Below are 13,682 nucleotides of genomic sequence, written 5' to 3'. Positions count from 1 at the left end.
CGCATCGCGAAGAGGCTTAGCTCATGCGGTCATAGCCGTTATCCATGAACGGATAATCGGTGTAGCCCTTCTCATCGCCGCCATAGAACGTTTCATGATTCGGCTCGGTGAGCGGGGCGTTCACGCGGAAGCGCTCCGGAAGATCCGGGTTGGCAATGTAGGGGCGGCCAAAGGCCACGGCATCGGCAGTATGTTCGCTGATGCGTGCTTCAGCGCGCTCGGCGTCGTAGTTGCCGCAGTAGATCAGGCTGCCGCTAAAGCGTTCGCGCATCTGCTCACGGAAACCGGCAGGGAAGGTGATGTCGCCGCCCGCCCAGTTCGGCTCGTTGAGGTGCAGGTAGGCGAGGCCGCGCTTGGAGAGCTGCTCTGCCATGTAGAACGCCATCGCTTCCGGCTCGTCGTCGGTCAAGCCGAACAGCTCGATGAACGGCGTCATACGAATGCCGACACGCTCAGCACCAAACACTTCCACGACCGCATCGACCACTTCCAGCGGGAAGCGGGCACGGTTTTCCAGCGAACCTCCGTACTGGTCGGTGCGCTTATTGGTGCCGGTGGCCAGGAACTGGTTCAACAGGTAAGCGTTGGCAGCATGGACTTCGACCATATCGAACCCGGCGCGCTTGGCACGGATGGCCGCTTGGCGGTAATCATCCACGATGCCAGGAATCTCGTCGGTTTCCAGCGCACGTGGCGTGCTGGTGGGGTGCTGACCAGCGGTGCCGTCTTCGAATTCAACAAAGCACTGAGCGCCTTCACCTTTCAGCGCGCTAGGGGCTACCGGCTGCTGGCCGTTCGGCTGCACCATCTCATGGGAAACGCGACCTACGTGCCACAGCTGCAGGGCCATGCGGCCACCTTTGGCGTGAACGGCATTCACGACGCCTTTCCAACCTGCTTCCTGCTCGTCGGTCCAGATGCCGGGCGTGTACACATAGCCACGGGCAGTGGGAGAGATGTTAGTGGCTTCGCTGATGATCAGGCCCGCACCGGCGCGCTGGCCGTAATAGGCTTCCTGCATTTTGCCCGGCACGCTATCCGGCGTGCGCGAACGGGTCAGCGGCGCCATGATGACGCGGTTAGGAATGGTCAAGCTACCTAGCGTGGTGGGGGTAAACAGCGTCTCGTAAGCCATCAAGCAAGCTCCTTTTGAAATGCTTCAATGAAATAGTACGCCAAACAATAGACCAGTTTACTAGCTAATGCCACCCAGATGCCCTCTGACCTATCGTATAGTAGGTAACTTTGATAGAGGCGTCTAAATAGAAAGCCTCTCTGGTATCCTTACAGATTATTTGTCAGGAACTTCTCGACAGCATGTTAAAAAACGCATCGCAGCGACGTCCTTATCAGGTGGCGGAAACCATAAAGTGCTGGATTGTGGACAGGCAGTTAAAGCCAGGGGATCGGCTTCCGAGCGAGTCTGAGTTAATGGACACGTTACAGGTATCGAAAGGCACGGTACGTGAGAGTACGCGAGTACTCGAGGCTCAGGGTCTTGTCGAAACTCGCACGGGTCCTGGCGGAGGTGCTTTTGTGCGCGAAATGAGCGATGCGAAAGCGATATCCCTGCTGAGTAATTATTTGTTTTTTAAAGATATTTCCATCAAGGATATTTATCAAATTCGACTGGCATTAGAGCCTGAACTGGCTGCCTCGTTGGCAGGAAAAGTAAGTACTGACGATATGGCGCGTTTGCGTGAAAGCCTGCATAGCTATTCAGGTCCGGCAAACGATAGCGAGACGGAGCGCCAGCAACACCTCGATTCGCTGCATTTTCACTTGATGCTTGCTGAGTTGGCAGGCGGCAATCAGTTGCTGACCTTTATCATTCGTTTCACGATTCAAGTGCTCTCGGATCTGACGATATATCATCGACTGTATGAGCCAGCCACCTATGACTTTGGCCAAGTGGGATGTCGCTATCATGCGCAAATACTGGATGCAATCGAGCTAGGGGATGCGGAAAGCGCCTATAGCATCATGCGCGAGCATATGCTGGATGCCCAGCGGGTAATGAATCAACAGGAGGCCCAGGTACGCCGAGGCTTTTTACCTGAGCCACTGAAGTAAACGCGGTCAATGCGCTATGGTGTTCCCAGCTGTTGTAAAAACGCCATGACCACTCTCGTTGCCGCTTCACCATCTTCGACGGTAATCGCTTCGTCGGGATGGTGGCTTAGCCCATCCTTGCAGCGCACAAACAACATTCCGATATCCGTTAATGCCTGCATGGCCAAGCCATCGTGCCCAGCACCACTGAATAGTCGCTCTGCAGGCTGGCCAACATCGGCACAGGCCTTTTCTAGGGCAGTCATGATCCAATCGGCACACGCAACGGCATCGGCGCTGTACGTGCTTTCCATCTCTAGCAATAGCCCTCGGCGAGTCGCCACTTCTTCCATAGCGGAGTAGACAGCGTCGCGACCTTGTTGCCGGATATTGCGCTCAGGTGAGCGTAGCTCAACAGTGAAAGTGACCTGGGCAGGAATGACATTGACGGCATTTGGGTGGACATCTAGCTTGCCCACCACGCCGACCAACTGGTCGGTGCTCTGCAGCACGCTATCGACGGCCAAAACCATCTCTGCCGCGCCAACGAGTGCATCATGTCGTATGGGCATCGGTGTGGTGCCTGCGTGTCCGGCCTTGCCGCGCAGCGTGACACGGTGGCGTTCAATGCCGGTCAATGCCGTGACAATGCCCACCGCATGATGCCGTTGCTCAAGAATAGGCCCCTGTTCGATATGGACCTCTAAAAACCCCAGCGTGTTGGCAGGGTCGCGGGCGATTGCGGGGATCTCACCTGGCTGGCAGCCGAAGGCGGTCAAGGCCTCTTCAAGTGACACACCCTGTTCATCCCGAACGGCAAGCTGATCGGGCGTTACGTTACCCGCTAGCGCTTTACTGCCAACCAATGTGGTAGGAAATCGCACTCCCTCTTCGTCACCAAACGCGATAACCTCGATGCCAAAGGGGAGTGTCACTCCTTCGCGCTGAAGCGCTTCCAGTGCCAGAATGGGCAGCGCAACGCCCAGCATCCCGTCGTACTTGCCTCCTTCGATCACCGAATCCTGATGAGATCCCATGATGAGGGTTTTTTCTCCTGCCCGTGCCTTGGAGCAGCGCCCCACGAGGTTTCCAGCAGCGTCCAGTTGTGGTGCAAGTCCGGCTTGCTCCATCCAGCCGCTGATGAGTGGCAGTACATCTCTGTGCTCCTGAGAGCAAAACAGTCGGGTAACACCGGCGCCGGGAGCCGAGCAGCGAGCGGCTTCATCAAGGCGCTTGATTAATACTTGTCCCAACTCATCTTGGGCAAATGGAGCATTCACAGCGGCTTTGGTCATAAACTCTCCGTTAGGCGATGGGGGCCAACAACCCAGCAGCGTGGAAGCGCGTCTAGCGTAGCGGCAGCTGGCGCCAAAAGGCTTGGAAATCGTCGCTCATGAACTGGCCAGCTAGCAGCCTTAGGGCTGCTACAACGTCTTCCGACCAGTCAACGCGTAAATCAATGGGAGCTTGCTGGAACGACTCGATACGCAGTGCAGCCGAGCGGGTGCCACGCTTATCGCCACCCGTATCCAGCGCGGCATCGAGAGCGTCAATGAGGTTCGCCAGCAAGTGCTGGTCGTGATGGTTTGGGTAGCGGGGCGCTTCGCTTCGTTTAATGGCAGCGCCGCTGTTGGTGGTGCTAACGCTTAGAAACCGCTCGGCCAAAACCTTCACGACATCGCGGCTTTGCAGCATGTTGCCGACCGCAGCGACGCCGGGAAAGCAAACGGCCTCCACTTCAGCGATGTTCTCGCTTCCGGAATGTACCGATGAGCGGCCATGGGCATCCATCACCAAGCATTGGCGTAGCGCGGCGTCGCTATCTTGGCTGACTGCTACGTCAAGGGCCTGCTTAGCGGTGGCGCCATCGCGCAGTGCGTCAAGCACACGAGCCGAGTACCAGGGGTTGGTAAATCGCCCTTGGGTGACGCACGCGCCAATGCCGCGCCAGCAGTGATGCACATAGCCGCCTACCGCCACTCCACCGGTGGCAGTGATGGTGGCGACAGTGCCTGTGGCCGGGTGGCAGTGAACCAGTGAAAGCGTCATGGTGTTAATGCGGGCTTAATAGCCCACCAAGTGACCAATCACCAGCCCAATCCAGGACAAGACATAGACCAGCACCATAAAGGGCAGAATGGCCTTGAGCCACTGGGCATAGGAGACGCGACCAAGTGCCAGCATGGCCAGCGTACCGCCTGAGGTTGGTACAATCAGGTTGGTCAAACCGTCGCCCACCTGGAACGCTGTGATCATGAGTTGGCGACTCATGCCGACAAGGTCTGCCACGGGAATAAGAATCGGCATGGTCACCAATGCCTGGCCGGAGCCAGAAGGAATGAACAGGTTGATGATACCCTGCACCACACTGGCCATGATGGCAGAGAATATCGACGGTATACCGTCAATCAGCGCGCTCAGAGAATTGACGATGGTGTCGATAATGACGGCCTGTTCAAGGATGACCTGAATAGAGGCCGCTACCCCAATCACCAGCGCGCCGGCGGTGACGCTGGCAGCACCTTCCATCATCTGTTTGACGATGCCGTTTGCCGATAGGCCGTTCAAAGCACCAATGACGATCGCCAGCAGTAGAAAGGTGCCTGCGATCTCGTTGATGTACCAGCCGCGGGTAAAGACACCGATCAACATGGCGATTAGCCCGCCTACAAATACCACCATGGTCAGAATATTGCGCTTGGTCAGGCGATATTCACTTAATGGCTTACTCAATGACTCGGCGTTGTCGGGCTCTTCAAACTCCATTTTGACGACGCGCTTGCAGATATACAGCGAGAGCAAGGCCAGTGATGAAAGTACCAGCAGCGTGCGCAGCCAGGCGCCGGAGAAGGTCGGTAGCTCGGCGATACCTTGGGCAACGCCCACGGTGTAAGGGTTGATAGGCGAAAGAGCAAAGCCGATCCCGATGCCGCCGACGGCCATGGCGGTGCCCACCAAACTCGAACAGCCGATGGCACTAGCGATGAGCACTGCAATTGGCACCAGCGCGATATTGTTTTCAAACCCCACCGCCACGCCAAAAAAGCCGTAGATAAAGGTGCCAACGACGATGATCATATTGCGTCGGGCAACGCCAACGCGGTTAACCGCCACGCCTATCGCGTTTTCCAGCGCGCCGGTCTTTTGCAGAATGTGAAACAGCCCCCCGGCGATAAAGACGATAAACAGGTATTGCGAGGCGGCAATAAGGCCTTCAGGAATCGCCACGAAAATATTGAACAGAGGAATATTGGCGACATCTTCCAGGTAGGCAAATGAGCCTGGTACGACGACCGTGCGGCCATCTTGAATCACTCTTTCAAATTCACCCGCAGGAATAATAAAGGTCAGAAAATACGTCGCGACCAGGATGAGAAAGATGAGCACCATGGGGTCGGGAACCGCCTGATACCATTTTTTAGGCGAGCCAGAGGCTGCCGCGTTTTGTTGTTCAGCCATGAGGATACCCTTGCTTGTGATGTGTCTCAGCGTGGACGCTCGTTGGCGTCTTACACTGAATTTATCATGATAAATAGAAGGGTCAAGCAAGGCCTTTAACGATACTGATCTCTAAACCGCCCCAATCCTCTGGGTACTGAACGGGATTTAGAAAAACACTAGTGCCGCTGCCAAGGCCAGCGACGCTTAACCGGCGTATCGATTTGGCTAATGGCGCTGGTGAGCGGCAGCATGATCGCGCTGAGTTGGCGGTGGCAGACGGCGCTGCTGAGTACGCCGGGGCACTGTTTGAGCAGCAGGTCGCACTGTTGGGAGGCGATGAATAGCTGCTCCACGACCGCAGGCGCGAACAGCGGCTTGGCCTGCTGGCAGCAGCGGGTCAGCTCGCGTGAGAGCATGGAGAGCATGCTGGTGTCTAGCCAGCAGGGCAGCGGGTCTTCCAGCCGTCCGGCAATCGAGTGCTGAATGGCTTCAAACGATGTGCGTAAAAACAGCAGGGTTTGACGAAGCTGGCGCTGTTCACTGGTCATGTGACGTCCCTTTACCTCAACGGCCCTTTCTCTAACAAAGTGCTGGCTAAAAAGAGAGTGTTTCTCATTTGCATCTTTCGGAGAAGATAGCCTTACTCAATCGCGGTGTCAATTACAGGCTATGAACGAATGAGGAGTGGCGGTACCGTCCACGCCTAGCGGCTGAGCAGGTACACCCCCTGCAGGAAGTAAAACACCCCAATGCCGGTCACGATCCAGCGGGTCCAGGTGCGGAAATTGGCGTCGGTCAGGCGGTGCAGAATCCGTGTGCCGGTTTGCGTGCCCAGCATGGCAAACGGGGCGGCCAGTAGCACGATGCTCCACTCACCCACGCTGAGCGCAAGGGCGGCACCTAAGTAGAAGAGGATTTTGATGGAGTGGGCGACCACTTGAATCATGGCCTTGGTAGCGACGACTTGGCGACGGTCCATCTGCGAGCGCACAAAGAAGATATCGATCAGTGGGCCGGATACCCCGGCGGCAATCGTGAGGCCACCTGAGGCGATGCCGCAGCAAAACGCGTGGCTGGCGCGATGAGCATCAAGCTGGAACCAGTGCTTGGGCGTCCAGACCAAGATGGGCAGCAGCCCGATCAATAAAGAAACAGTGGCCGCATTGGGCGAGTAGTTAAACAGCAACAGAAGCCCTGCCGCGCTGAGTACGCCCAGCGCCATCAGTGCCACAATGCGCCAAACAATAAAGCGCCGCGAAAGCCACGCCCGAGAGGCATTAGACGTTAACTGAATCACCCCATGCACGGCCATGGCAGTACTGGCGGGGAATATCACCAGCAGGAACCACAGCAACACCAGCCCGCCCGCCATACCAAATACGCCGGAGAGCATGGAAGTGAAAAACACCACGCCGACAAAGGCGAATCCCATTAACAGTGTCATGAAAGACGCCCTCAGCTACGACAGAATGGCCACACCTGATAGAACTTGCGGCACTGGAACTCTGCCTGGCAGCTGTTGAGCTGGGCCTGGTAGCGGTTGGAAAGGCTCGCCACTTGGCGGCCTGCGTTGAGCACCTGGGGTTTACTGCGATAAGTGCCTCGCTGATAGCCGCCTGCACCCTCGTGGTAGGCGTAATATAGGTGCTCAGGATTGTTGAGCGAAATGCCCGTTTGAGCGCGAGTGCGGGCGTTGTACCAGCCAATGAAATCGGTGGCGTGTTTCATATGCGTGCGCCGGGCAAATAGGCTGCCCGCTTGGTCTTCGTACTCACCCCATACCGGGTCTTGAGCTTGGGCGTAGCCTTTGGCGGAAGAGGGGCGCGGGCCGGGAATAAAGCCAAGGTAGTATTTGCGGTCTGGGCGCACGTGGCTGCGAAACGAGGACTCCCGCTGAATAAACGCCATTTGAGTCGCGATGGGCGTTCCCCACTTCTCTTCAGACTCTTGCGCGTAGTCGTACCAGCTAGGCTGTTCGCGGAAAATCTCGCAGATATTGGTCTGATCCTCCGGCGGGCTGGGTGCAAAGGTGGCGCACCCAGAGAGCAGCAGTAGGGCAGCGACGGCCAGCCACCCGCGTAGCTGGGCGGTGGAAGAGGAGGCAGCGGAAGAGAGCGTAGAGACCCAAAAGCTATCAACAGGGCGATGCATAGGACGGTCCTTGTGGATAAGTCGTGTTACTCACGTTTTGTGTAGTGTACTGGCGTATAAAGCGCGTTGGCCGCTTAGCGCAGCAGCGGCTCCAAGCAGCGGCGCAGGCGCTGAGCCTCGCGTACCAACGTTTCCCCAGAGAGCATGCCCACCCCCATCACCAAGCCCACGCGGGGGTCTGATGAAGCACACACCGGGCTTAACGGCCGCACGATTAAGTGCTCTTTCAGCAACGATTGCGCGATGGCCACATCGTTAATGCCCGGCTCGAACTCCACGCACAGGCTGATGGCACTGCTGGGAGCCGACACCGAGCGCACCTGGGGCAGCGAGCGCAGCTGGTCGTGCAGCACCTGCTGGCGGCCTAAATAGTCCCGCTGAATGCGCCGACACCAGGCATCCAAATCACCATCAAAAATAAACTGGGCCAGTACGGCTTGGTCCAGCATACGGCCCTCGCGAAACAGCTCGCTGCGCAGGCGGTTCATGGGCCCTGCCAAATGCCGCGGCACCACCAAGTAGCCCAGCCGCAGGCCGGGAAACATCATCTTAGAGAAAGAGCCTACCAGCAAATGGCGCTCAGAGTGGGCATCAAACAGCAGGTTGGGGTGGTCGTCGCGGTTAAATTCATAGTCATCTTCCACCACGTAGGTGGGCGATAACGCCTCACACAGCCGCTGTTTATGCTCGGCGCTGGTCGGCACGCTGAGCGGATAGTGGTGCGAGCCGGTGAGGTAAGCCAGCGCCACGGGGCCGGGAGTGGCGGGCAAGGCATGACCCGCTTCCGGCCGCCACGGCAGCATGTCGATGTTAAGCCCGGCGGCGGTAAACACGTTGCGCGCACCCCAGTAGCAGGGCGACTCCATAGCCACCGTATCGCCCACATCCGCCAGGGCGACGGCACACAGCTCGATGCCGTTGTGGGTGCCATCGGTAATGATGATCTGCTCGGTATCGCAATGGATATCCCGCCAGCGGGCCAGGAAATCACGAATCGCCCGTTTCAGCGGGCCGTAGCCGCCGGTGGAGTAGGAGAGCAGCAGCGCATTTTGCGGCACCGTCACGCTGGCGTAGAGCTGACGCCACTTGCGCATGGGGAATTGAGCGATATCCGGAATGCCGGGCACGAAGGCCCCGCTCTGAATCATGCTGGCCCCAGGGCCTTGCAGCACCCGCTGGGCGCGCTGTGATAGCTGCACATTGGCAGGGGCATCGGGTGGGAGCGTTACCGGCTTGCAGGTCCAGGTGCCTTGGCCGTGGGCGGTGGTCAGCAACTGTTCTTCCAACAGCGTGCCAATCGCCAGGGCCAGGGTTTGGCGCGCCACCTGAATGGCATCCGCCAACACCCGATGAGAAGGTAAACGCAGCCCGCTGGGCCACTGCTGCGTAATGGCTTGGCGCAGCGCCTGCTCAATGCGCACCTGCTTACTCAGCCGCTCCGGTTGGAGTGCATAAAGTTGCATAAATTGGTGCAAGACCTGCTGGCGATCCATATCAACGCCCCCTTTCCCGCGTGAAGCCCGCTGCTGTCAGGCGTTTAGACGAAAGCATTATGTCAGCTATGCACTTATTTGGTGCGTTGAAAAAGTGGTCTAGTCGAACGCCAAAGTGGTGCATTCGCGTTCTGACCGCCGCCTGCTAGCGTGTAACTATTCCGTCACTGGAATCAGGATACTGCGCCACAGAGCGCCAACGACAACATCCAATAACCTGCAGGATACTGTGCGATGACCACTCCCTCTTCTGAACAGGATAAGCTCGTCCGGGTACTGGCCCGCGGCGACGTATTAGCCCTCGCCTTCGGCGCGATGATTGGCTGGGGCTGGATTGTATTAACCGGCACTGCGATTCAATCCGCTGGCAGCGTAGGCGCTATTTTAGCGTTTATCGTCGGCGGTTTAGCGATCATCATGGTGGGCCTGACCTACGCCGAGCTGGCCTCCGCCATGCCCAAAGTAGGCGGCGAGCATGTCTACAGCTACCGCGCCCTGGGTCACTTACCCTCTTTCTTATGCACCTGGGCGATTATTTTAGGCTATTTAAGCGTGGTGGCCTTTGAAGCCGTGGCGCTGCCCACCGTCATTGAGCACCTAGCGCCGAACTATGCGGTTGGCCACTTATGGACCATCGCGGGCTGGGAAGTAAAAGCGACGTGGGTGGCCGTCGGTGTTGGCGGCTCGCTCGCCATGATGATTATCAACTACTTCGGTGTGACCACCGCCGCGCTAATCCAGAAAGTCGTGACCGGTATGATTTTGCTGGTTGGCGTGCTGTTTGTCACGGGCGCGCTGTTCGAAGGCGAAACCATCAACATGATGCCGCTGTTCACCCAGGCCGATACCGGCGTGGTGGCGGGCATTGTCGCGGTGCTGGTCATGGTGCCGTTCCTGTTCGTGGGCTTTGACGTCATTCCCCAAGCCGCCGAAGAGATTAACCTGCCTTACAAAGCCATCGGCAAAGTGCTGATGATGTCGGTCATTCTGGCAGTGGTGTGGTACGCGCTGATTATTCTGGCCACCAGCCTTGCCCTGAATAGCACCGAGCTGGCGGCAAGTTCCCTGAGCGTGCCGGATGCCATGGGCAGCCTGTTCAACGCCCCCTGGGCCAGCAACTTAATGATACTGGCCGGTATTGCGGGCATCATCACCAGCTGGAACGCCTTCTACATCGGCGGTTCGCGGGCCATTTACGCCCTGGCCCGTGCGGGCATGCTGCCTGCGCCGTTTGCCAAGCTGCACCCGCGCTATAAAACGCCCACTAACGCCATCTTCCTGATGGGCTTACTCTCCTGTATCGCCCCGTTCTTCGGCCGCCCCGCGCTGGTGTGGATCGTCAACGCCGGTGGCCTGGGCATCGTGATTGCCTACCTGTTTGTGGCCATCTCCTTTGTGGTGCTTCGGGTTCGTGAGCCGGATATGCCGCGTCCGTTCCGCATTCGCCACGGCAAGCTGTGCGGCACCTTGGCGGTTGTGCTCTCCTTCGGTATGGCCTGCCTTTACCTGCCCGGTAGCCCGGCGGCACTGAGCGGCGCTGAGTGGAGCATTTTCGCGGGCTGGTCGCTGCTAGGGGTGGGGCTGTACATCCACGCCCTGCGCACCTACGGCCGCGCCTACAGCGACCAACACATGATGGCTGACCTGTAAGCCGTTCCAACACTTTAAAAGAGCACGCTATGAGCTTTATAGAACAGTGGTTGCACGATGCCGTACCGGCCCTGGTGGGTGGGCAGTGGCGCAAAGGCCAGCAGACCTTTGCCGTCGATAACCCCGCCACCGGCGAAACCATTGCCCACGTGGCGGATTTAAGCGCCGACGACACACGCGACGCCGTGGCTGCCGCTTACGAAGCCGGTGCCGCGTGGCGCGCCACCCCGGTGAAACAGCGCTCCGCGCTGCTGCGCCGCTGGTTTGAGCTGATCAATGAGCACGCCGACGACCTAGCCCGCCTGATGACCCTAGAGCAGGGCAAGCCGCTGGCGGAAGCCAAAGGCGAAGTGACCTACGGCGCATCGTTCATCGAGTTTTTTGCTGAAGAAGCCAAGCGCATGGCGGGGGAAACCCTGCCCAGCCACGGTGCGGACAAGCGCCTGCTGGTACTGCGCGAGCCGGTGGGCGTGGTGGCCGCGATTACCCCGTGGAACTTCCCGCTAGCAATGATTACACGCAAGTGCGCCCCGGCCCTGGCCGCTGGCTGCACCGTGGTGATTAAACCCGCCGAAGCCACGCCGCTGACTGCGCTGGCTGCCGCCTATTTAGCGCTGGAAGCGGGCCTGCCCGCAGGCACCATCAACGTGGTTACTGCTTCCAAACCCGCCGCCGTGGGCGAGGTACTCACTACCGACCCTCGGGTGCGCAAGGTGTCGTTTACCGGTTCTACCCCGGTGGGCAAACACCTGCTGGCTCAGTGTGCCAGCACGGTGAAGAAAACCGCCATGGAGCTGGGCGGCAACGCGCCGTTCATCGTGTTTGACGACGCCGATGTGGACGCCGCCGTGAACGGAGCCATCGCCTCCAAGTTCCGCAACGCCGGGCAAACCTGCGTGTGCACCAACCGCTTCCTGGTACAGGACGGCATTTACGATGCCTTCGTCGCGAAGCTCACCGAGCGTGTGAACGCGCTCAACGTGGGTGACGGCTTGGCAGAAGGCAGCATCATCGGCCCGCTGATCAACCAAGCCGCCGTGGATAAAGTGCAGCGCCACGTCGACGACGCGGTGAACAAAGGTGCGCGCCTGCTGTGCGGCGGCCAGCCCCACGCGGCGGGCGAGCGCTTCTTCACCCCCACGGTGTTGGCGGATGTGACTACTGAAATGGCCGTCGCCGACGAAGAGACCTTCGGCCCGGTCGCGCCGGTGTTCCGCTTCCAACGCGATGAAGAAGCCATCGCTATGGCCAACGACACCCCGTTTGGCTTGGCCGCCTACTTCTACGCCACGGATTACCGCCGCATCTGGCGCACCATGGAGCAGTTGGAGTACGGCATGGTAGGCGTGAACGAAGGCTTGATCTCTACCGAGCTTGCGCCGTTTGGCGGTGTGAAAGAGTCCGGGCTGGGCCGCGAAGGTTCCCACCACGGGTTGGATGAATTTACTGAACTGAAATACGTCTGCGTTGGCGGTTTATAAAGAGAACGATGATGACTAACCAAGAATTGAACGACCTGAAAAACCGCTTCGTGGCCAACGGTGCCGCCACGCCGACGACCCAGTTTGCCGAGCGCGCTGAAAACGCCGAACTGTGGGACGCCGACGGCAAACGCTGGATCGACTTCGCGGGCGGCATTGGCGTGCTCAACCTGGGCCACCGCCACCCGAAAATCGTCGCGGCGGTCGAAGCGCAGCTCAAGAAAGTCATGCACACCAGCGCGGCGGTCATCTCCTACGCGCCCTACGTGCAGCTGTGCCAAAAGCTCTGCGAACTCACTCCGGTACGCGGCCCCGAGCGCAAAGCGATGCTGGTGAACACCGGTGCCGAAGCGCTGGAAAACGCCGTGAAGATCGCCCGCGCCGCCACTGGCCGCACCGGCATCATCACGTTCGACGGTGCCTTCCACGGCCGCACCATGATGACCCTGGCGATGACCGGCAAGGTGCTGCCCTACAAGAACGACTTCGGCCCGATGCCGGGCGACGTGTTCCGCGCACCGTTCCCCAACCCGCTGCACGGCATCAGCGAAGAAGCCTCGCTGAACGCCATTCGCACGCTGTTCAAAACCGATATCGCCCCGCACCGCACGGCGGCCATCGTGATCGAGCCGGTCCAGGGCGAAGGCGGCTTCTACATCGCCTCCCCGGATTACCTAAAAGCGCTGCGCGCCCTGTGCGACGAGCACGGCATTCTGCTGATCGCCGACGAAGTGCAGTCTGGCTTTGCCCGTACCGGCAAGCTGTTTGCGCTGGAACACAGCGGTATCGAAGCGGACATTCTCACCAACGCCAAGAGCCTCGCCAACGGCATGCCGCTTTCTGCTGTAGTCGGCACCGCTAAGGTGATGGACGCCTCCGGCCCCAACTCCCTAGGCGGCACCTACAGCGGCAACCCGCTCTCCTGCGCAGCGGCCCTGGCGGTAATCGAGGCCATCGAAGAAGAGAACATCCTGGCCCGCAGCGAGCAGATGGGCAAGATGCTGGCCGAGCGTTTCGCGGTATGGGAGGAGCGCTTCCCCGCCGTCGCCCACGGCCGCCAGCTCGGCGCCATGGCCGCGTTCGAACTGCTCAACGGTGAAGGCAAGCCCGACCCGCAAATGACCGCCGCGCTCTGCGCCAAAGCCCGCGAGAAAGGCCTGATCCTGCTTTCGTGTGGCTTCTACGGCAACAGCATCCGCATTCTGGTGCCGCTGACGGTTTCTTCTGCGGTGTTGGAGGAGGGCTTAAGCATTATCGAGCAGTCCCTGGAAGCGCTTAGCTAATAGCGTTGAGGCAGGACTAAGCCCGCCCATCGTCAGGTAGCGCATGCTGTTGGCGGTGGGCGGGTTTTTTTATAGGTGTTGAAAGCCTGATGCTGAGATTGACAGTCGCTCTCAGTGGCTTGTGCTAAGCT

General features: G+C 59.0%; 12 protein-coding genes. 4 read left to right on the top strand and 8 right to left on the bottom strand.

Going from position 1 to position 13,682, the window contains the following annotated elements; all coding sequences use genetic code 11:
• Positions 1–16: 16 nt before the first annotated feature.
• Positions 17–1,135, bottom strand: a complete 1,119-nt coding sequence (locus tag AB6K10_RS01810) for an alkene reductase (protein ID WP_339117864.1) — start codon at positions 1,133–1,135, stop codon at positions 17–19.
• Positions 1,136–1,317: 182 nt separating this feature from the next.
• On the opposite strand from AB6K10_RS01810, the gene AB6K10_RS01805 reads away from it, so the two are divergent.
• The gene (locus AB6K10_RS01805) at positions 1,318–2,073 is read left to right on the top strand and encodes a FadR/GntR family transcriptional regulator (protein ID WP_339117863.1); all 756 of its coding nucleotides are present in this window, start codon (positions 1,318–1,320) and stop codon (positions 2,071–2,073) included.
• A 14-nt stretch (positions 2,074–2,087) separates the two neighbouring features.
• Here AB6K10_RS01805 and AB6K10_RS01800 read toward each other — a convergent pair whose 3' ends face one another.
• The 7 genes from AB6K10_RS01800 to AB6K10_RS01770 form a co-directional block, all read right to left on the bottom strand.
• Positions 2,088–3,347, bottom strand: coding sequence for an allantoate amidohydrolase (locus AB6K10_RS01800; RefSeq protein ID WP_339117862.1), 1,260 nt, complete (start codon positions 3,345–3,347; stop codon positions 2,088–2,090).
• Positions 3,348–3,399: 52 nt separating this feature from the next.
• Positions 3,400–4,101 carry a DUF1028 domain-containing protein gene (locus AB6K10_RS01795; protein ID WP_339117861.1) on the bottom strand — a complete coding sequence of 234 codons (702 nt, stop codon included), beginning with the start codon at positions 4,099–4,101 and terminating at the stop codon, positions 3,400–3,402.
• A gap of 15 nt (positions 4,102–4,116) precedes the next feature.
• Entirely contained in the window at positions 4,117–5,511 is a 1,395-nt protein-coding gene (locus AB6K10_RS01790) for a TIGR00366 family protein (protein WP_339117860.1), read from the bottom strand.
• Positions 5,512–5,669: 158 nt separating this feature from the next.
• Positions 5,670–6,041 carry a hypothetical protein gene (locus AB6K10_RS01785; protein WP_054641732.1) on the bottom strand — a complete coding sequence of 124 codons (372 nt, stop codon included), beginning with the start codon at positions 6,039–6,041 and terminating at the stop codon, positions 5,670–5,672.
• Positions 6,042–6,196: 155 nt separating this feature from the next.
• The gene (locus AB6K10_RS01780) at positions 6,197–6,937 is read right to left on the bottom strand and encodes a sulfite exporter TauE/SafE family protein (protein ID WP_339117859.1); all 741 of its coding nucleotides are present in this window, start codon (positions 6,935–6,937) and stop codon (positions 6,197–6,199) included.
• Between the two features lie 11 nt (positions 6,938–6,948).
• The gene (locus tag AB6K10_RS01775; protein WP_339117858.1) at positions 6,949–7,644 is read right to left on the bottom strand and encodes a lysozyme-like domain containing protein; all 696 of its coding nucleotides are present in this window, start codon (positions 7,642–7,644) and stop codon (positions 6,949–6,951) included.
• A 74-nt stretch (positions 7,645–7,718) separates the two neighbouring features.
• Positions 7,719–9,137: a PLP-dependent aminotransferase family protein gene (locus AB6K10_RS01770; protein ID WP_339117857.1), complete on the bottom strand. Its 1,419-nt coding sequence runs from the start codon at positions 9,135–9,137 to the stop codon at positions 7,719–7,721.
• A gap of 234 nt (positions 9,138–9,371) precedes the next feature.
• Between AB6K10_RS01770 and AB6K10_RS01765 the strand changes: the two genes are divergently transcribed.
• Genes AB6K10_RS01765 through gabT form a run of 3 tightly spaced genes read left to right on the top strand, consistent with a single transcriptional unit; the run spans position 9,372 to position 13,551 of the window.
• On the top strand, positions 9,372–10,787 hold the full coding sequence (locus AB6K10_RS01765) for an APC family permease (protein WP_339117856.1): 1,416 nt from the start codon (positions 9,372–9,374) through the stop codon (positions 10,785–10,787).
• Positions 10,788–10,816: 29 nt separating this feature from the next.
• Positions 10,817–12,268, top strand: coding sequence for an NAD-dependent succinate-semialdehyde dehydrogenase (locus tag AB6K10_RS01760; RefSeq protein WP_339117855.1), 1,452 nt, complete (start codon positions 10,817–10,819; stop codon positions 12,266–12,268).
• Positions 12,269–12,279: 11 nt separating this feature from the next.
• The gene (gabT, locus tag AB6K10_RS01755) at positions 12,280–13,551 is read left to right on the top strand and encodes a 4-aminobutyrate--2-oxoglutarate transaminase (RefSeq protein ID WP_339119588.1); all 1,272 of its coding nucleotides are present in this window, start codon (positions 12,280–12,282) and stop codon (positions 13,549–13,551) included.
• The last annotated feature ends 131 nt before the right edge of the window (positions 13,552–13,682 follow it).

Origin of the sequence: Halomonas sp. BMC6 (genome assembly GCF_964204995.1) — a bacterium.
Lineage (GTDB): Bacteria > Pseudomonadota > Gammaproteobacteria > Pseudomonadales > Halomonadaceae > Vreelandella.
The sequence above is the reverse complement of the archived record's forward strand: the minus strand, read 5'-3'. Positions and strand labels throughout refer to the sequence as shown.